The following is an 18,180-nucleotide window of genomic DNA, read 5'->3' on the forward strand; positions in this document are numbered from 1 at the left end:
CACTGAACCTCGTAATATATAAATCATGAGTGAACTACAATGGTATGTAGTCCGTGCCGTAAGTGGGCAGGAGAAGAAAGTGAAGCAATACTTAGAGAAAGAAGTCGAAAACCAAGGTTTGACTGACTTTGTTACCGAAGTAATGGTTCCTACCGAGAAAGTATTCCAGATTCGTAAATCCAGAGATGGAAAAACGAAGAAAGTTGCGGTAGAACGAAACTTCTTCCCAGGGTATGTGATTGTGCAAGCCAACTTAACACATGGTGAGGTTCTTCACATGATAAACAGTGTTCCAGGTGTCATAGGTTTTCTGAATGCGGATACAAAAGACCCTTCAGTGCTTCCAAAGCCTATGCGAGAGTCTGAAATTAACCGAATTCTTGGTAAAGTGGATGAGGCCGAGACGGAAGAGATCCAAATGGATGTCACATATTCCGTAGGAGAAGAAGTGAAGGTGATGGATGGTCCTTTCAATGGCTTTACTGGTACGGTTGAGGAAGTCTTCGAAGAGAAGAAAAAACTCAACGTTATGGTTAAAATTTTCGGGCGTAATGCGCCAGTGGAACTTGATTATAAACAAGTAGAAAAAGTAGATTAAGAAGATGGCTAAGGAAATCACGGGTTACCTGAAATTGCAGATCAAAGGTGGTGCGGCAAACCCTTCACCTCCAGTAGGTCCAGCGCTAGGTTCGAAAGGACTTAACATCATGGACTTCTGTAAGCAATTCAACGCTAGAACCCAAGACAAAGCTGGTCAGCTCCTTCCAGTTCTAGTAACAATTTATGCAGATAAGTCTTTTGATTTTGTTATCAAGACTCCTCCTGCAGCGAATTTGCTTTTGGAAGCAGCAAAGATCAAGAAAGGTTCTTCAGAGCCTAACCGTAATAAGGTTGCCTCAGTTTCTTGGGACCAAGTGCGTACTATCGCTGAAACAAAAATGCCTGACTTGAATGCATTTACTATTGAGTCAGCAATGAAAATGATCGCTGGTACAGCTCGTTCAATGGGTCTTACTGTTGAAGGAACAGCTCCTTGGGATAACTAAAAACCAGAAACAGAAAAATGGCAAAATTATCTAAGAACTATAAAGAAGCAATTTCAAAAGTAGATGCTGAAAAAGCATACACTCTTCCTGAAGCTTGTGCTTTGTTGAAAGAGATCTCTTTTGAAAAATTCGATGCTTCAGTTGACGTTGACGTGAGACTTGGCGTTGATCCTCGTAAAGCGGATCAAATGGTAAGAGGTGTTGTTACACTTCCTCACGGCGTAGGTAAAGAAGTTAAGGTACTTGCACTGGTAACACCAGACAAGGAAGAAGAAGCAAAAGCTGCTGGGGCTGATTACGTAGGTTTGGACGACTACATCAAGAAAATTGAAGGTGGTTGGACTGACATCGACGTGATCATCACTATGCCAACTGTAATGGCAAAAATCGGTCGTTTAGGTCGTGTTTTAGGTCCTAGAGGATTGATGCCTAACCCTAAAGCGGGTACAGTGACAATGGATGTTGCTAATGCTGTTAAAGAAGTGAAGGCTGGTAAAATTGACTTTAAAGTTGACAAAACTGGTATCATTCACACAAGCATCGGTAAAGTATCGTTCAGCGCAGACCAATTGGCAGACAATGCTGCTGAGTTGATCAATACTCTTAACCGTTTGAAACCATCTGCTGCTAAAGGTACTTACTTCAAAAGTATCACTATCTCTAGCACAATGGGTCCTGGAATCAAAGTTGAAAAAGCTTCTGTATAATTTATCATTATGACAAAACAAGAAAAATTAAACCTTGTTGAAGAATTAAGCCAGAAGCTTGCAAACACTGAAAACTTCTACATCGTAGACGCTGGAACGATGACAGTAGCGGAGGTGAACAACTTCAGACAGGCTTGTTTCAACAAAGGTATCGAATACAGAGTAGTTAAAAATACTCTTATTGCTAAAGCATTGGAAGCATTGAACAATGATGTAGATTATGCTGACTTCAACGCTAACGTGTTGAAAGGCTTCTCTGGTATCATGTTCTCTGAAGCAGGAAACACTCCTGCTAAGGTTTTGAAAGAAGTACACAAAGGTGCTGCTAAAGACCGTCAACTTCCTGCTTTGAAAGGTGCATCTATTGACTCAACACTATTCATTGGTGCTGATCAACTAGAAACACTAAGCAACATCAAATCGAAAAACGAGCTTATCGGCGACGTTATCGGTTTGCTTCAGTCTCCTGCGAAAAATGTTATCTCTGCGCTTAAGAGCGGTCAAGATACAATCGCTGGTGTACTTAAAACTTTGGAAGAAAGAGCTTAATTTTAGCTTTTTCAACCAAACCCTAAGTGGAATGTTACGCAAGTCAAAAGGCTTCAATAATACTTTTGATTCAGTTGCTTCCCATATATTTATTGAAAATTATTGGATTAAGACTTTATTAAATTTCTATTAAAATGGCAGAATTGAAAGAATTCGCAGAACAATTGGTTAACTTGACAGTAAAAGAAGTTCAAGAATTAGCTGAAATCCTTAAAGAAGAGTATGGTATCGAGCCTGCAGCTGCTGCTGCTCCAGTAATGGTTGCTGGTGGTGCTGAAGGTGGTGCTGCTGCTGAGGAGAAAACTGAATTCGACGTTATCTTGAAATCTGCAGGTGCTGCTAAATTGAAAGTAGTTAAAGCATTGAAATCTCTTGCAGGTCTTGGCTTGAAAGAAGCTAAAGAATTGGCTGATAGCGCTCCAGCTCCAATCAAAGAGGGTATCTCTAAAGATGAAGCTGAAAGCCTTAAAGCTGAGCTTGAGAAAGAAGGTGCTGAAATCGAGATCAAGTAATTTCGTTTCAACGATATATATAAAGAAGGGCTGTCCATTCGGACAGCCTTTTTTTGTACCCTATATTTTCATTCGATCACTTTTTTTGCATATTGTTTAGTATTGACAGACCATTAAGATACTAGCCCTTTGAAAAAGCGATTTTTATACTTTCTGAAGAATTATAAATATACTGTACACCTCACTTTATTCTTAATTACCTTATGCTGTAGTATTGCTGCAGGAATAGAGTGGTCGACTACTAAACTTGTCCTATTTTCAGAAATAACCGCTCATGACCTAAACTTAGGTTTACAATACGCCATTAGTTTTCTAGGCATTCTCACAGTACATGAGTTTGGACATTACCTTACCGCTAGATATTACAAACTAGACGTATCCTTACCCTATTATATTCCCTTCTGGATTCCTATCGGACCAAGTCTTGGTACCATGGGTGCTTTTATCAGCATAAATAGTCCTATGAGATCTAAGAAAGAGTTTTTTGATGTAGGTATAGCAGGACCATTGGCTGGTTTTATTGCCGCTCTAGGAGTTCTTATTTATGGCTTCACACATCTACCTCCTCCTGAATATATTTTTTCTATTCATCCAGAGTATAAACAATGGGGTTATAATTATGCTCAACACGCCTATGATGTACTACCTGAAGGAGCAAACTTTAAAATTGGAGAAAACCTTCTTTTCAAACTTATGACAAATTGGCTAGTTGACGACTTGCAATCTATGCCTAATGCTCATGAGCTAATGCATTACCCATTTCTGATGGCTGGATACTTGGCTTGTTTCTTTACTTCTCTAAATCTTTTACCAATAGGCCAACTTGATGGAGGGCATATCTTGTATGGTGTATTTGGATATAAAAAAGCTAAGAATGTATCTTTCGTCTTATTTCTTGCCTTTGTATTCTATGCAGGTCTAGGGCTCTTCAATTTCACTGATTTTACTTCTCTAGCAGAACTTCCATATATCGCGATTTATATAGGCTTCTTATACCTAATATTTGAGAAAATAGCGAAGAAGGATAAAGTTAAAGTATGGGCATATGTATTCTCTATGTTTACATTACAGTTAATTTCTAGTTCATTCTTTGGCATAGAAGGCTACTCTGGCTGGCTTCTTTTTACTTTTTTACTTGGACGAGTTTTAGGAGTAACACATCCTCCTGCTCTTTATGAAGAAGACTTAGGTTTAGGACGAAAAATATTAGCATTTATATCCTTAGTTGTATTTATTCTATGTGCTACACCAAGTCCATTTATATTCGAATAAGATCTTGAATACCTATTGATTAGGGAGATTATCAATCTAAAGATTCTTAATAAATACATAACTTCAATTATTTCAAGGAGATGTATTTAATTTCTGAATAAAGATCCCTATATTTGCAGACTGAATTTTGAATGTATTAAAAATACGATACAATGGATTTATTAAAAAGAGTTGAGCAGGACTTCAACGCTCAAAGAGCGGATCGTCCTGAATTCGGCGCTGGTGATACGATCAACGTACACGTAAGAATTAAAGAGGGTAACAAAGAAAGAGTTCAGCAATTCCAAGGAACTGTTATCCAAAGAAGAAACAAAGGCACTAACGGAGAGACTTTCACAGTAAGAAAAATCTCTAACGGTGTTGGTGTTGAAAGAATTTTCCCTTTGATCTCTCCTGCTATCGATAAAATCGAAGTATTGAGAAAAGGTAAAGTTAGAAGAGCTAGACTATTCTACCTTAGAGGTCGTATGGGTAAAGCTGCTAAAATTAGAGAGAAGCGCTAGTCGCCAACCTTTAATAGCTTTACAAATTAGACCTACCTTAATAGGTTTAAGAAATATCACAGCCGACATGCAACAGCTTGTCGGCTGTTATTTTTTAGATTAAAATAGCAAGATGTACCAGATAGATTTACCAGAAGGAAAAAAGGTGTATTTCGCCTCAGATTTCCATTTAGGAAGTCCTTCATTTGAAGAAAGTCGTAAGAGAGAAGACCTAATAGTCGAATGGTTGGAAGAAGTGAGAAAAGACGCTGCTCATATCTTTCTGATTGGGGATATTTTTGACTTTTGGTTCGAATTTAAAACTGTAATTCCAAAAGGTTTTATTCGATTTCAAGGTAAACTTGCTGAAATCACGGATTCTGGAATTCCTGTAACTATTTTCACAGGAAATCATGATATGTGGCTTTTTGACTATTTTCCTACCGAACTTGGCGTTCAACTCCTGAGAGAACCTACTGATTTCAAAATTGGAAATCATCAGTTCCATATAGGACATGGAGATGGACTTGGTCCTGGTGACTACACTTATAAGATTCTTAAAAAGATTTTTGCCAATAAGATATGCCAATGGCTATTCGGTTTTTTACATCCAAATATCGGTATTGGAATTGCTACAGCTTGGTCACAAAGTAGCAGAAAGAAGAATCACTTTAAAGACGAAGGCTTTGTAGCAAAAGAACGAGAGTGGATTTGGACATACTGCACAGAAGAAGAAGCGAAGAAACACCATGACTTCTATGTTTTTGGGCACAGACATTTGCCTTTAGATTTAGAAGTAAATGAAAGTGCTAAATACCTCAATACAGGAGCTTGGTTTAGTGATAATAGCTTTGGTGTATATGATGGCACAGATTTACATCTCGAGTTCTACAAAAAAGAATTAATCAAATAGATTTGTCTTTTCGAAATAGAATAAGCCCTTCTTAAAAACAGAAAAACCCTTCCTGTTTCCAAGAAGGGCTTTGTGTTATCATAAAATATATGATTAGTAACGGTAGTGCTCTGGCTTATAAGGACCTTCTGGAGTCACACCGATATAAGATGCTTGATCGTCAGACAATACATCCAATTCAACACCAATCTTAGCCAAGTGCAATCTTGCAACTTTCTCATCAAGGTGTTTTGGAAGCATATACACCTCATTCTTGTAGTTGTCTGAATTCAACCACAATTCAATTTGTGCCAAAGTTTGGTTAGTGAATGAGTTAGACATTACGAATGATGGGTGACCAGTCGCACAACCCAAGTTCACCAAACGACCTTCAGCCAAAATGATGATATCGTTTCCGTTTACATTATAAAGGTCAACTTGTGGCTTAATGTTCTCTTTAGTAGAACCATAGTTACCATTCAACCAAGCCATATCGATTTCATTATCGAAGTGACCGATGTTACAAACGATAGTTTTGTCCTTCATAACTTCGAAGTGACGACCTACTATGATATCTTTGTTACCAGTAGTAGTTACCACGATGTCAGCCTCAGCTACAGCGTTGTCCATTTTCTTCACCTCAAAACCGTCCATTGCAGCTTGCAATGCACAGATAGGATCAATCTCAGTTACAATTACACGAGCTCCAGCACCTCTTAGAGAAGCAGCTGAACCTTTTCCTACATCACCGTAACCAGCAACAACAGCTACTTTACCAGCCATCATTACATCTGTAGCACGACGAATACCGTCTACCAATGACTCTTTACATCCATATTTGTTGTCAAATTTAGATTTCGTAACTGAGTCATTTACGTTGATTGCAGGCATTGGAAGCGTACCATTTTCTTGACGCTCAACCAATCTGTGAACACCTGTAGTAGTTTCTTCAGAAAGACCTTTAATATCTTTCACTAGCTCTGGGAAACGATCCAAGACCATGTTTGTTAAGTCTCCACCGTCATCCAAGATCATGTTCAATGGCTTTCCATCTTCAAAAGCGAACAAAGTTTGCTCGATACACCAATCAAACTCTTCCTCATTCATACCTTTCCAAGCAAACACAGGAATACCTGCAGCAGCAATAGCAGCAGCAGCGTGATCTTGTGTAGAGAAGATGTTACAAGATGACCAAGTAACGTCAGCTCCAAGCTCTACCAAAGTCTCAATCAATACTGCAGTTTGGATTGTCATGTGAAGACATCCTGCAATACGAGCACCTTTCAAAGGCTTGCTTGCACCGTACTCCTCACGAAGAGACATCAATCCTGGCATTTCAGCTTCTGCTAGTCTGATTTCTTTTCTCCCCCACTCAGCAAGTGAGATGTCTTTGACTTTGTATTTTACGGTAGTTTTTTCCACTTTAATTGCGGGTTTATAATTAATGAATTAGTGACTAAACAATTTATATAAAGAAAGTAAATTCTTCCCTTCACAAACTTCCAAATACTCGGATTTGTTTACTTGTGATTGAAAAAATGAATTTCTTTCAAATGATTCTTTTTTTTAGAATAAAGATCCTTGGCTCTGATCTTGCGGAGGCGCGATTCCTAGATGTCTGAAGGCTTCTAAGGTCGCTTGACGTCCACGAGCTGTTCGCTTCAAATAGCCCTCTTTAATCAAGAAAGGTTCATAAACTTCCTCAATCGTTTCTGCTTCTTCTCCACAGGCTGTTGCGATGGTATTCAACCCAACAGGTCCACCATTAAACTTTTCAATGATCGTTGAAAGGATACGGTTATCCATTTCATCTAAACCATCATGATCGACATTGAGTGCATCTAATGCCATTTGAGCAATTTCCATCGTAATTGTTCCATTGCCTTTAATTTCGGCAAAGTCACGAGTACGTCTCAAAAGATTGTTGGCGATACGTGGAGTACCTCTACTTCTTCTTGCTATTTCGTAGGCTGCACTATCTTCTACTGGTGCCTCCATGATATTGCAAGAACGTTTTACGATAGAAGACAAAAGCTTTGCATCATAATATTCTAATCGAGCATTGATACCAAAACGAGCACGAAGCGGTGCTGTAAGCAAACCTGACCTTGTTGTAGCTCCAATTAGGGTAAAAGGTTCCAAACTGATCTGAATGGTACGCGCATTCGGTCCAGAATCCAACATAATATCTATTCGATAATCTTCCATTGCTGAGTATAAGTATTCCTCAACTACTGGATTCAATCGATGAATCTCATCTATAAATAGAACATCTCCTTCACTTAAATTGGTCAATAAACCAGCAAGATCGCTTGGCTTTTCCAAAACAGGCCCTGAAGTAATCTTAATTTCAGCACCCATTTCATTTGCAATGATATTGGAAAGTGTTGTTTTTCCTAGACCGGGAGGGCCATGTAGAAGTACGTGATCAAGAGGTTCGCCTCTTTTTACAGCCGCTTGAACGAAAATTTTTAAATTTTCTACAATTTTATGCTGTCCTGTAAAGTCTTCAAAAGAAAGAGGTCTTAATGCTTTTTCGTAATCTCTTTCTTCTGGAGAAAAATTATCGTTATCGCCTTTTAAATAGTCTTCTCTCATAGAATTGTATATTCTTATTCTAATATACGCTTGCAAATGTAGAATATTTCCTAGAAAAAGCCTAACTAATTCGTTTACAAGGAATCAGCTTTTCGTTGCCAATTATCAAAAGAATTATTCAATATTCTTCTGAAAGTAGCATCGAAGTTTTGTTCATCTCTTGAGATATATTCTCTCCAAGCACATTGCATCAGAATAAATGACCAGATATCATAATAAGGTAATTCAAATCCCTTATCGAGTGAAAGTCTATAAATCTTAGTATAAATGATCAGCAAACGTTCTTCTTGTTTAAGTGTAGGAGGTGGAAGGTAATCTTGTTGCCTCACTATTAAATCAAGCTGCTTACTATAATCATCTTGTTCTCGCTGCTCCCTAATAATCTCTCTGATGTATGCACTTTCCATAGCTATATAGAAAACAAAAATGCCTTGAAACTCAAATGTTCAAGGCATTTTATTTATCATTTAAATGATCTTTTTCAGATTACTTCGCGTAGTTTACTGAACGCATTTCACGAATTACGGTTACTTTGATCTGACCAGGGTACTGCATATCTTTCTCAATTTTTTGAGAAATATCGAATGACAATTGTCCTGCTTCTACGTCAGATACATTTTCAGCATCTACCAATACTCGAAGCTCACGACCAGCTTGCATAGCATAGCATTTGTTTACTCCTTTGAAGTTCATTGCTAGTGTTTCTAGATCTTTCAGACGTTGGATGTAAGATTCCATCATTTCGCGTCTAGCACCAGGTCTAGAACCACTGATTGCATCACAAGATTGAACGATTGGAGAAATCAAAGTCGTCATCTCAATCTCATCGTGGTGAGCTCCAATTGCATTACATACTTCAGGATGCTCTCCGTATTTTTTGGCTAGATTCATACCCAAAATTGCGTGTGGCAATTCTGACTCTTCTGGCCAAACTTTTCCGATATCATGAAGAAGACCTGCTCTCTTAGCTCTCTTAGCATTTAAGCCAAGTTCAGCTGCCATTGTGGCTGTCAGATTTGCTACTTCTCTAGAGTGCTGTAACAAGTTCTGACCATAAGAAGAACGGAAACGCATACGACCAACCATTTTGATTAGTTCAGGATGCAGACCGTGGATACCTAGATCAATAGCTGTACGCTCACCTAGCTCCATGATTTCTTCTTCAATATTCTTACGTGTTTTAGAAACTACTTCCTCAATACGTGCTGGGTGAATACGACCATCGGCAACCAAACGAGAAAGAGATACACGTGCAATTTCACGTCTTACAGGATCAAACCCTGAAATAATGATAGCCTCTGGAGTGTCATCTACAACGATTTCAACACCTGTACTTGCTTCTAAGGCACGGATATTTCGTCCTTCACGACCAATGATTTTACCTTTCAGTTCATCACTATCCAAGTTGAACACAGATACACAGTTTTCAATTGCATGTTCTGCGGCTGTACGTTGGATGGTTGTGATAACCGTTTTCTTAGCCTCTTTTGTAGCTGTATGCTTCGCTTCTTCCATGATATCTTTGATATACACAGAAGCACTTGCACGAGCTTCATCTTGTAATGCTTCTACTAACTGCTCTTTAGCTTCATCAGCTTTAAGGTTTGCAATTTTTTCAAGGCTAGCAATCTGCTCTTGTCTTAGTTTTTCAACATTTTCACGAGCCTTTAGCGTTGCTTCTCTTTGCCCTTTTACTTCTTCGCGTTCACGATCAAGCTCATCATTCTTACGCTTGATTTGATCACGCTCTTTCGTTAGTAAAGCTTCTCTTTGCTTAAACTTAAGCTCATTTTGCTTAATGCGGTTCTCGAATTGCTTAAGTTTATTTTCGTTTACGGCTAATTGGTTTTTCTTACGATTATATTCCGAATCAAAATCAGATTTAAGTTTCAAGAATTTTTCCTTCGCCTCTAACTGTCTCTCTTTTTTGATTGCACTAGCTTTGATTTCAGCTTCTTTTACAATCATTTCTGCTTTCTTGAGCGCATCGTGTTCCCATCTCTGGAAAAGTTTTCTAAGCCCAAAACGGCCAAATAGTACCCCCAATACAAGCGATACTACCGATGCAATAATAAGTGTTATATCCATCTTTGATCTTGCTTAAATAATGTGATTCGGTGGATCATTCACAAAATGCAAAAGCGATCTCACCATCCTCAATATATAATAAAGCGTGGGGAAAGGGATCAGGGTAAATTATCGAGTTTAAAAAGAATTGAATTATTCGGCTTTTCTTAATTTTTCAACGATTAAACTGTTGATCTCATGCATTTTTTGCTGCGCGAGCTCATTTTCATCTTTCAACTTTAGAAAAGCGACAGCAATATCAAATGCTGCCATGGTTAACAAATCTTGCACATTGCGGATACCTGTCTGATCTTGCTTTTCTTCAAGCTTGCTGTTCAGAAATTCCGCAGCAGCTCGGAGAAAGCCTTCTTCCTCAGGATCCACTCTCAGGGAGTAGTTTTTGCCAGATATAGTTAAATTTATATTTATCTTCTCCATGAATGTGCCCTCCTAAATCAAACGGTCTATATATTTGATACAGTGGTCGATCTGTTGAATATAGTTATCAATTGCTTCTGTCAACTTTTTAGGATCTCCTTCTTCACCTCCCAACGACTCTACAATTCTAGTAAAATTCGACCGATATTGAAAATCATTTACGCTTTCATTCTCCTCTGAAAGCTGTGTTTTTGTGCTTTCTTGCAAGTTTGTTGCCAACTTCTCCGACTCATGATCTAAAGTCAGATTTTCAACAAGACTGTTTACTTCCTGATTTTCTTGTTTTAATACTTCGCTATTAACCGAAATTCCTTCATTACTTGAGAGTTTAAGTTTGGCTTGTTCGGCCAACTCCCATAGCATATTATTTTCTTCTATTCTATCCTCTAATTTTTCTTTTAGCTCTTCCAATTCCAGTTGTAGAAACTCTAGTTCTTCATCATTAGAATCAAAATCACTATTGAATACTTTACGGTCTTTTCCTTTTTCGGTTACCAGATGCTGTAAAGAATAAACTTCTTGAAGCTTTGCTATTAAATGACGTTCTAATTGTTTTTTATCTGCAATCACCTCATTTAGTAGAACTTCTGTCGAATCTGTAGAAACCACATTTACTTCCTCTTTTTCAGAAAGTTTCTTTTGTAAAGAAATTCTATAGTTTGACTGCACTAACTCTTGAAGTCGATAAACTTCAACTTGTTTTGCTTTTAGTAAATCTTCAGAAAGTACTAATGCTTTTTTTCCTTCAGCTAGTCTATGCTTCAATTCTGCATTTTTCCCTTTTAGCTTCGCTACTTTTGTTTTAGAATTCGTTTTCTTTTCTAAAAACTTAGCTCTTGCTTCAAGGTGATTCCCTTTTACTAAGCTTTGCAAAGCATAAACTTCATTCTGTTTAGCCAAGTAAAGCGAAGTTGGAACACTCTCTGAAGTTGATAAATCTTCATTCGTAATTTCAAGAACGATTGTCTGTTCTTCTGCTTCATTAAATTTTTCGGTTAAGAGATTTTTCTCATTCTTGTTTTCAGCACTTTCTTTCCAGTTTTGGTTGTTAAGTGCCTGTAAACGATAAACCTCTTCTTGCTTTGCGATATATAATGAAGCAGGAACGCTATCGATTGCATTTGAAGTTATAGCAGTATCTTCTAACGTCAATTGATTTTGCTCTAAAGCATCAATTTTTTGTTGCTGTCCTTCTACTTGATGACCTAACTCGGCTGCATCTTTCCAATTTTCATGGCTAAGAGACTGCAACTGATAAAGCTCATTCATTTTAGCTTTGAGAATCGTTTCTAGTTGAATAGCCTCTTTCTCCCACTGATTTTTCAAATCTTTTGAAGTTGAAAGTTGCCATTTCAAGAAATCCTCATTCTCTTGTACTTCTAGCTTTTTGATTAAAGCTTCTCGTCCTTGTGTCGCTAAATCATTTTGCAAACGATATACTTCAGCTTGCTTTTGCTTCAAGCTTGTCTTCAAGAAATATTCAGCAGAGCGAATTGATTGTATCTCATACTCTTTAGCCTCAAGTTCTGACTGATCTAAGGCTTTCGCTTTAAGCTCTGATAACTGTTTTGTATATGCCTTTTGGTTGTCTTTTACCAAAGATTGAAGTGAGTAAACTTCATCCATTTTAGCCTTCAGCAATATTTGAAGTTGAGCGACATCTTTCTCAGCTCTATCCTTCATATTTCTGAAAGCGGTAATTCGCCAATCAATAAGTTTATCCTTTTTAATTTTCAGATTTTCTTCTACACGCTTATCAATAGCTGCTTGCTGTCCTGTTGCTGCAATGTAATTTTGCAACTTCAGAACTTCAGCTTGTTTTAATTTGAAAAGAGGTAGAAGGAAATTATAATCTGATAAAAGAGCTTGATATTTTTCTTCCTTAGCATCTAGCAAAGAAGTATCTACACTCTTTGTTCTTAAATAACTAAGCTCTTCTGCATAAGAATTATGCGTTTCTTTAAGGAGCTCTTGGAGTTGGTAGACTTCTTTTTGTTTTCCTCGAATGATATACTGATCAGCTTCCCACGTTGACCTTAAGTATCTATTTTCTTTTCGGAGTTCCACCAATTCTTTTTGATGTCGCTCTAAGACACTCTCAAATTCTTTGTTGGTATACGCCAATTGCTCTGCTTGTTCTTTCAAAGCATCACGTTCGGCTGTATAAGCCTCAATTTGAGAAATAAATTCTTCTGCTTGTTTTTTCAAAACCGCCAAATCAGCTTCGCGGTTATCCACAGTAGCTTGTAGGTTTTTATTGACTACTGTAAGTTGGTTGACTTCTTTTTTGACATGCAAAAGCTCATCAAACAAGCTTTCTATGTTTGAACTGACGTCTACTACAACTTTATCAAGATTAGAATCTACCATATTCCACTCCCATTTAGATGATTGTATAGCTCTCTCATTCTCCTCCAATTCTTATACTGCCCTGCCCCACTTAGAGAGTACACTTTAAGTTGGAGAACTGCTTTCGCGATCTCCTTTCGGGTCATTGTTATTTAAAAAAATAAAGATAAAACTAATATATGATGTTTATCCACAAAAAAATACAAATTTTAATCCACAGTATAGGACTATTGTAGGATAAAAATATCATTTAGTTCTGCATATTAGGTAGAAATCTACAAAACAAAAAACACCTCTACTGAAAACATTGTGCATTTTCTGTAGAGGTATTGATTTTGTTTTGATTAAAATTCAATCAAGAAGATTACTTTCTAATCAAGATATTTAATTCTCTCTCGAAAGATGACATCAAACGCTTCATCACCTTATCGATAGCTTTATCATTTAGCGTCTTTTGCGTGTCTTGCAAGATGAAACTTACCGAATAAGATTTCTTTCCTTCTTCCAAGTGTTCGCCTTCGTAAACGTCAAATACATTGACGTCTTTCAACAATTTACGTTCTGTCTTCATTGCCAATTCTTTCACTTGAGCAAACTTAGTGCTCGAGCTCATTACCAATGAAAGGTCACGACGTACTGCAGGATATTTAGGAATTTCAGTGAATACGTAATCTGCAGAATACAAATCAAGCATTACTGACCAATCCAACTCAGCGTAGAATACTTCTTGTTTTACACCTACTACTTTAGCCACTTTAGGAGCAACTTTTCCGATTACACCAATGTGTTTTCCTTTTTTGCTCAATGACAATCCGTAAGCGAAACGATCATCTTCCAAAGAGTCTTGATCGATATCAAGAATATTCAATTTTTGGAAAATGAAGTTTGTGTATTTCTGAAGGTCATGGAAAGTTGATGGTTTTGAAGCCGCTCTCCAGCTTTCTTCAGTTACATCACCAGTCATTACCAATGAAAGCTTCGCATCTTCTTCGTAACCGTTTTCTTCTTTACGGTAAATTTTACCGAATTCGAACATTTTCAAGTTCGTTTGACGACGGTTTACGTTGTGATTTACAACTTCTAAAGCTGAGAATAACAATGTTTGACGCATCACATCTAAGTCTGCACTCAAGATGTTCAGAATCTCAACGTTTTTCTCTGAATTAAGGCTTTCAACAGCTTCCGCATAAGTATGTGTGGTTAGTGAGTTGGTCATGATTTCGTTCATGCCTGCTCCTGCCAACATCTCAGTTACTTTCGCTTGAAGTACTTCTTTGTCTTTCTTAGGGAAGTGAGCCAAGAAGTCTGAATGTAAATCTTCGCTCAATTCAACACTATTGAATCCGATGATACGAAGGATTTCTTCAATGATATCTGCCTCACGTTGAACATCAACACGGTAAGGAGGAACTGAAATTGTGAATTCCTCTTCGCTATCTGAAAGGAAAGTCATTTCCAAACCTTCCAAGATACGGTGTACCTCTTCTTTTGGAATTTCTTTACCGATCAAACGGTCGATGTGTTTATATTTTACATTGACTACAAAGTCAGCTACTCTTTCTGAGTTAGTATCTACAACTTCTGAAGACACTTCACCACCTGCCACTTCTTGAATAAGCAATGCTGCTACTTTCAAAGCTTCGGCTGGCAAGTTAGGGTCAGTTCCTCTCTCGAAACGGAAAGAAGAATCTGTCTTGATACCGTGACGTTGTGATGTTTTTCTTACGAAATCTGGCGAGAAGTAAGCCGACTCCAAGAAAATGCTAGTCGTCTTGTCAGAAACACCTGAATGCAATCCGCCAAAAACACCTGCAATACACATTGGCTCTTCAGCATTACAGATCATCAAATCTGCAGCTGCCAATGTTCTTTCTTCTTCGTCAAGCGTAACGAATTTCTCTCCTTCGTTAGCTAATTTTACAACGATTTTATCACCTTTTACCTCATCGGCGTCAAAAGCGTGAAGTGGTTGTCCCAATCCGTGCATGATGTAGTTTGTTGCATCTACCACGTTGTTGATTGGTGCCAGTCCAATTGACTTCAATCTGTTTTGTAACCACTCAGGAGAAGGTGCTACCGTCAAACCAGAAATTGTAAGACCTGTATATCTTGGACAAGCTTCTGTGTTTTCTACCTCAACAGCAATCGTACGGTTTGTATTGGCTACTTTGAAAGCTTCTGTTGAAGGGAACTTGATTTCCTTTTCCAACAACACTTTCAAGTCTCTTGCCACACCGTAATGCGATGCTGCATCTACACGGTTTGGAGTAAGACCAATCTCAACAACATCTGTTGTATCCAAATCAAAGTAATCAGCGGCTGGAGTACCGTTTGCAACATCAGTATCCAAAACCATGATTCCGTCATGAGATGCACCCAAACCGATTTCGTCTTCGGCACAGATCATTCCCATCGAAACTTCACCTCTGATTTTCCCTTTCTTGATTTTGAATGCCTCGCCTTCTGAAGGGTAAAGCATTGTACCCACTGTAGCCACAACAACTTTTTGTCCTGCTGCTACGTTTGGTGCGCCACAAACAATTGGAAGTAACTCTTCACCTCCAACATCAACTTTAGTCAAGCTAAGCTTGTCTGCACCTGGGTGTTTACCACATTCAACTACTTCACCAATTACCAATCCAGCTAATCCGCCTTCAATTGGTTCAAACTTCTCGATACCTTCTACTTCAAGTCCACCCATCGTTAGGATGTGGTCAATCTCTTCTGCAGATTTATCGAAATCTATATATTCTTTAAGCCAGTCAATTGAAATCTTCATCGCTTAATTATTTCCAGTTGGAAAGTTATTTATTCGTTAGAAATCACATTCTTTAATGAAACAACAAAAATAGGAATATATTCAAGAATAGCCACCATACATTCATCAGCTTTTTAGAATGATGGAGACTAAAGTAAATTCTTGTATCTAAGGAAGGTTGAAGGAACAATGTATTTTTGGCTTCAACTTATCTCTACTTTTAAAATTTGATCCCTCCAAATCGCAAAAGCCTTGTATTCAGATTACTTATTAACAGCTTTTCCTAACAAAACCTTTTCACTTCCTTTAATCCATTATATTTTTGTAAAAATTAAATAATCCTTTTTAGAATGCAGAGAATATTCTTTTCCCTTTTACTAGTCCTTATCAGTGTTATGGGTGTCAATGCCCAAATATTAAATGTAGAAGCTGTTCGACTTCAAGAAGACACTACCAATGTTTGGTTAGGTGCTTTTACAGGTACCTATACGCTACAAAGCCAACAAACCAAAACACTGGATTTTAGCTTTGAGACGAATGCCGCACACTTAGGACAAAATGCTGATTACTATTTCATCGGGAATATGAATTTCTTGAAAGGAAATGGAGAACAACTTATCAGTAACGGTTATCTACACCTCCGTTCAAATATTTATAAGATTTGGAAGATATCTCCCGAAATCTTCACTCAATTACAATACGATAATGTCAGAGGTTTGAAAGAACGTTACCTTATCGGTTCTGATGCTCGCTATAATTTGAAGGAAGGAGAAAAATTCAAAACTTCTGTGGGATTGGGAGCTATGTTCGAACACGAACTCTGGCAAGAAGAAAATGAAGAACAAGGAAATATTGGAAGTTTTAGGGAAACACAGTTTTTCAAAATCGCATCTTACCTCTCGGTGAATTGGGACATTAGTGACAAGCTATTTTTCAATGTCATTTCCTATTACCAAGTTCCATTTGAACGTTTGAGTCAATACCGCCTTAGTGCAACAGGTAATTTTAATATAAAGCTATCTGAACATTGGGCGTTTACCACAAGCTTCTCATACTGGTACGAAAATGAACCAATCATAGCTATAGATAAAGTAAACTACACCATTCAAAACGGATTAACGCTTTCATTCTAATTTTATAAAAGCAAAAAAGTCTTCAGATTTGAATCGAATAATGTCTTAATTCAAATCTGAAAACTTCCATGACTTTTAAAGATTTATTTCGACTATTGAGCATTTTTCTATAGCCCCATCTTCGTGTAGCTTTTTAGGGCTAAGACTCTATTAACAAGGTGTGGATGTGTAGAAAACTTCTCCGTAAACCAAACGAAAAATCCACCTTGAGATGCAGCATCTCTTATGAAACTCTTCAAGCTAATTTTTGCATAAATATGTGGCCCTGCCGTTAAAGCCAAAATTCCTTCAAAAGCTCCTTGTTCTGAAAAATGTGCACCATAACGATCACAAGTATATTCGCAAGCTCTTGAATAGGCTAAACTTAAAATTGGGATAAACAACGAAGGGAATAACCATGCCTTACCTAAATGATTTCGTTTGATATGTGCCAACTCATGACCAATCACAAACTTCATGATATCATAATTTCCTGCATTGGCTGTTTCCAATACCTCAGAATAGAGCACAAGATATTTTTTTCTTGAAAACTTCGTTACAAAAGCATTTAAAGGTCCATAAGCAACATACACCTCTGGGGCTTCTTTCAGTCCAATTTCTTCAGATTGCTTTTCTACGATATCATAAATTTCAGGATACTGAGATTTATTCAGCCTTACTGCATTTCCTTTCATCATTCCAATAAATAAACCATGAAGGAAACGTTGTGCAAAAGCTATAATACCGATATAGAGTAAAACACCAATAATATTGGCTACAATCATCACAGGGTTTGGATTTTCTAAAGCTGCTATTACTACACCCACTGCTACTACAATGTAGAAAAGCACACTAATAAAAGTCTTGATCTTTAGATAACGTCTTTCTTTAGGATGAACCTTAACCGACTCGATATCTCTTTTAGGAACAAAGGTTGGATCATGTTCTTGATAACTGAGATTCTGAGAACGGTCTTCAGTCTCTACTTTTTCCTGATACCACCCCTCAATATTTTCTTTTGGTAAGTAATGCTCTTTTAGATATTCTAAGCATAACTTTCTTTCTGTTTCACTTTGAATAAGAAGTGCTTCTTCAAATCCTTCTTGTTCGATTAAATACTTGGTTTCTCCTTCCTCTTCTGTTTTTGTAAGTTGATACAAACCTTTGGAGCTTAACTGCTCCAGTACATTATAAAGATCAAATAGATGTTTGTACTCACCTAAAACTTTATTGAAAGTGATCCATTTACGGTAATCAGTTTGAAAAGTCTTTTCGCTTTGCATTGAATTTATGTCTTTGTAAAAAATAAATCGGATAAAAAATACTTACTCAAGTAAATGACGAGTAATCTACTAAGTTCAATTTATGTAAATATTTTAATAGTTAAAGTTAAAAGGC

General features: G+C 37.4%; 17 protein-coding genes. 9 read left to right on the forward strand and 8 right to left on the reverse strand.

Annotation, left to right across the window (positions count from 1 at the left end; all coding sequences use genetic code 11):
* Positions 1-25: 25 nt before the first annotated feature.
* The 8 genes from nusG to BC781_RS06825 all read left to right on the forward strand — a co-directional run bounded on the left by nusG (position 26) and on the right by BC781_RS06825 (position 5,481).
* Positions 26-598 carry a transcription termination/antitermination protein NusG gene (gene nusG, locus BC781_RS06790; RefSeq protein WP_109616443.1) on the forward strand — a complete coding sequence of 191 codons (573 nt, stop codon included), beginning with the start codon at positions 26-28 and terminating at the stop codon, positions 596-598.
* A gap of 4 nt (positions 599-602) precedes the next feature.
* Complete coding sequence (gene rplK / locus BC781_RS06795; RefSeq protein WP_109616444.1) at positions 603-1,046, forward strand: 50S ribosomal protein L11; 444 nt, start codon at positions 603-605, stop codon at positions 1,044-1,046.
* A gap of 17 nt (positions 1,047-1,063) precedes the next feature.
* Positions 1,064-1,753 carry a 50S ribosomal protein L1 gene (gene rplA / locus BC781_RS06800; protein WP_109616445.1) on the forward strand — a complete coding sequence of 230 codons (690 nt, stop codon included), beginning with the start codon at positions 1,064-1,066 and terminating at the stop codon, positions 1,751-1,753.
* 9 nt (positions 1,754-1,762) lie between these two features.
* Positions 1,763-2,302: a 50S ribosomal protein L10 gene (rplJ, locus tag BC781_RS06805; protein WP_109616446.1), complete on the forward strand. Its 540-nt coding sequence runs from the start codon at positions 1,763-1,765 to the stop codon at positions 2,300-2,302.
* A 134-nt stretch (positions 2,303-2,436) separates the two neighbouring features.
* Positions 2,437-2,814: a 50S ribosomal protein L7/L12 gene (gene rplL, locus BC781_RS06810; RefSeq protein ID WP_109616447.1), complete on the forward strand. Its 378-nt coding sequence runs from the start codon at positions 2,437-2,439 to the stop codon at positions 2,812-2,814.
* A gap of 129 nt (positions 2,815-2,943) precedes the next feature.
* Positions 2,944-4,086, forward strand: coding sequence for a site-2 protease family protein (locus tag BC781_RS06815; protein WP_245935584.1), 1,143 nt, complete (start codon positions 2,944-2,946; stop codon positions 4,084-4,086).
* Between the two features lie 152 nt (positions 4,087-4,238).
* Entirely contained in the window at positions 4,239-4,589 is a 351-nt protein-coding gene (gene rplS / locus BC781_RS06820) for a 50S ribosomal protein L19 (protein WP_109616448.1), read from the forward strand.
* A gap of 112 nt (positions 4,590-4,701) precedes the next feature.
* Positions 4,702-5,481 (forward strand): UDP-2,3-diacylglucosamine diphosphatase, encoded by a 780-nt coding sequence (locus BC781_RS06825; RefSeq protein ID WP_109616449.1) that lies wholly within the window; start codon positions 4,702-4,704, stop codon positions 5,479-5,481.
* A gap of 93 nt (positions 5,482-5,574) precedes the next feature.
* On the opposite strand, the gene ahcY is transcribed toward BC781_RS06825, so the two are convergent.
* The 7 genes from ahcY to pheT all read right to left on the reverse strand — a co-directional run bounded on the left by ahcY (position 5,575) and on the right by pheT (position 15,691).
* Entirely contained in the window at positions 5,575-6,882 is a 1,308-nt protein-coding gene (ahcY, locus tag BC781_RS06830) for an adenosylhomocysteinase (protein ID WP_109616450.1), read from the reverse strand.
* Between the two features lie 144 nt (positions 6,883-7,026).
* Entirely contained in the window at positions 7,027-8,058 is a 1,032-nt protein-coding gene (ruvB, locus tag BC781_RS06835) for a Holliday junction branch migration DNA helicase RuvB (protein ID WP_109616451.1), read from the reverse strand.
* Between the two features lie 74 nt (positions 8,059-8,132).
* Positions 8,133-8,465 carry a hypothetical protein gene (locus BC781_RS06840; protein ID WP_109616452.1) on the reverse strand — a complete coding sequence of 111 codons (333 nt, stop codon included), beginning with the start codon at positions 8,463-8,465 and terminating at the stop codon, positions 8,133-8,135.
* Positions 8,466-8,544: 79 nt separating this feature from the next.
* The gene (rny, locus tag BC781_RS06845) at positions 8,545-10,146 is read right to left on the reverse strand and encodes a ribonuclease Y (protein ID WP_109616453.1); all 1,602 of its coding nucleotides are present in this window, start codon (positions 10,144-10,146) and stop codon (positions 8,545-8,547) included.
* Between the two features lie 132 nt (positions 10,147-10,278).
* Positions 10,279-10,563, reverse strand: a complete 285-nt coding sequence (locus BC781_RS06850) for a cell division protein ZapA (protein WP_109616454.1) — start codon at positions 10,561-10,563, stop codon at positions 10,279-10,281.
* Between the two features lie 12 nt (positions 10,564-10,575).
* Positions 10,576-12,981: a coiled-coil domain-containing protein gene (locus BC781_RS06855; RefSeq protein WP_109616455.1), complete on the reverse strand. Its 2,406-nt coding sequence runs from the start codon at positions 12,979-12,981 to the stop codon at positions 10,576-10,578.
* Between the two features lie 295 nt (positions 12,982-13,276).
* On the reverse strand, positions 13,277-15,691 hold the full coding sequence (gene pheT, locus BC781_RS06860) for a phenylalanine--tRNA ligase subunit beta (protein ID WP_109616456.1): 2,415 nt from the start codon (positions 15,689-15,691) through the stop codon (positions 13,277-13,279).
* Between the two features lie 329 nt (positions 15,692-16,020).
* On the opposite strand from pheT, the gene BC781_RS06865 reads away from it, so the two are divergent.
* Positions 16,021-16,803, forward strand: coding sequence for a DUF481 domain-containing protein (locus BC781_RS06865; protein WP_109616457.1), 783 nt, complete (start codon positions 16,021-16,023; stop codon positions 16,801-16,803).
* A gap of 107 nt (positions 16,804-16,910) precedes the next feature.
* On the opposite strand, the gene BC781_RS06870 is transcribed toward BC781_RS06865, so the two are convergent.
* Complete coding sequence (locus BC781_RS06870; protein ID WP_109616458.1) at positions 16,911-18,065, reverse strand: M48 family metallopeptidase; 1,155 nt, start codon at positions 18,063-18,065, stop codon at positions 16,911-16,913.
* Between the last annotated feature and the right edge of the window lie 115 nt (positions 18,066-18,180).

Source organism: Sediminitomix flava (assembly GCF_003149185.1).
GTDB lineage: Bacteria > Bacteroidota > Bacteroidia > Cytophagales > Flammeovirgaceae > Sediminitomix > Sediminitomix flava.

Coding starts and splice junctions, on each gene's coding strand:
- nusG (WP_109616443.1), top strand. CDS start 26: ATGAGTGAACTACAATGGTATGTAGTCCGTGCCGTAAGTGGGCAGGAG.
- rplK (WP_109616444.1), top strand. CDS start 603: ATGGCTAAGGAAATCACGGGTTACCTGAAATTGCAGATCAAAGGTGGT.
- rplA (WP_109616445.1), top strand. CDS start 1,064: ATGGCAAAATTATCTAAGAACTATAAAGAAGCAATTTCAAAAGTAGAT.
- rplJ (WP_109616446.1), top strand. CDS start 1,763: ATGACAAAACAAGAAAAATTAAACCTTGTTGAAGAATTAAGCCAGAAG.
- rplL (WP_109616447.1), top strand. CDS start 2,437: ATGGCAGAATTGAAAGAATTCGCAGAACAATTGGTTAACTTGACAGTA.
- rplS (WP_109616448.1), top strand. CDS start 4,239: ATGGATTTATTAAAAAGAGTTGAGCAGGACTTCAACGCTCAAAGAGCG.
- BC781_RS06825 (WP_109616449.1), top strand. CDS start 4,702: ATGTACCAGATAGATTTACCAGAAGGAAAAAAGGTGTATTTCGCCTCA.
- ruvB (WP_109616451.1), bottom strand. CDS start 8,058: ATGAGAGAAGACTATTTAAAAGGCGATAACGATAATTTTTCTCCAGAA.
- BC781_RS06840 (WP_109616452.1), bottom strand. CDS start 8,465: ATGGAAAGTGCATACATCAGAGAGATTATTAGGGAGCAGCGAGAACAA.
- rny (WP_109616453.1), bottom strand. CDS start 10,146: ATGGATATAACACTTATTATTGCATCGGTAGTATCGCTTGTATTGGGG.
- BC781_RS06850 (WP_109616454.1), bottom strand. CDS start 10,563: ATGGAGAAGATAAATATAAATTTAACTATATCTGGCAAAAACTACTCC.
- pheT (WP_109616456.1), bottom strand. CDS start 15,691: ATGAAGATTTCAATTGACTGGCTTAAAGAATATATAGATTTCGATAAA.
- BC781_RS06865 (WP_109616457.1), top strand. CDS start 16,021: ATGCAGAGAATATTCTTTTCCCTTTTACTAGTCCTTATCAGTGTTATG.
- BC781_RS06870 (WP_109616458.1), bottom strand. CDS start 18,065: ATGCAAAGCGAAAAGACTTTTCAAACTGATTACCGTAAATGGATCACT.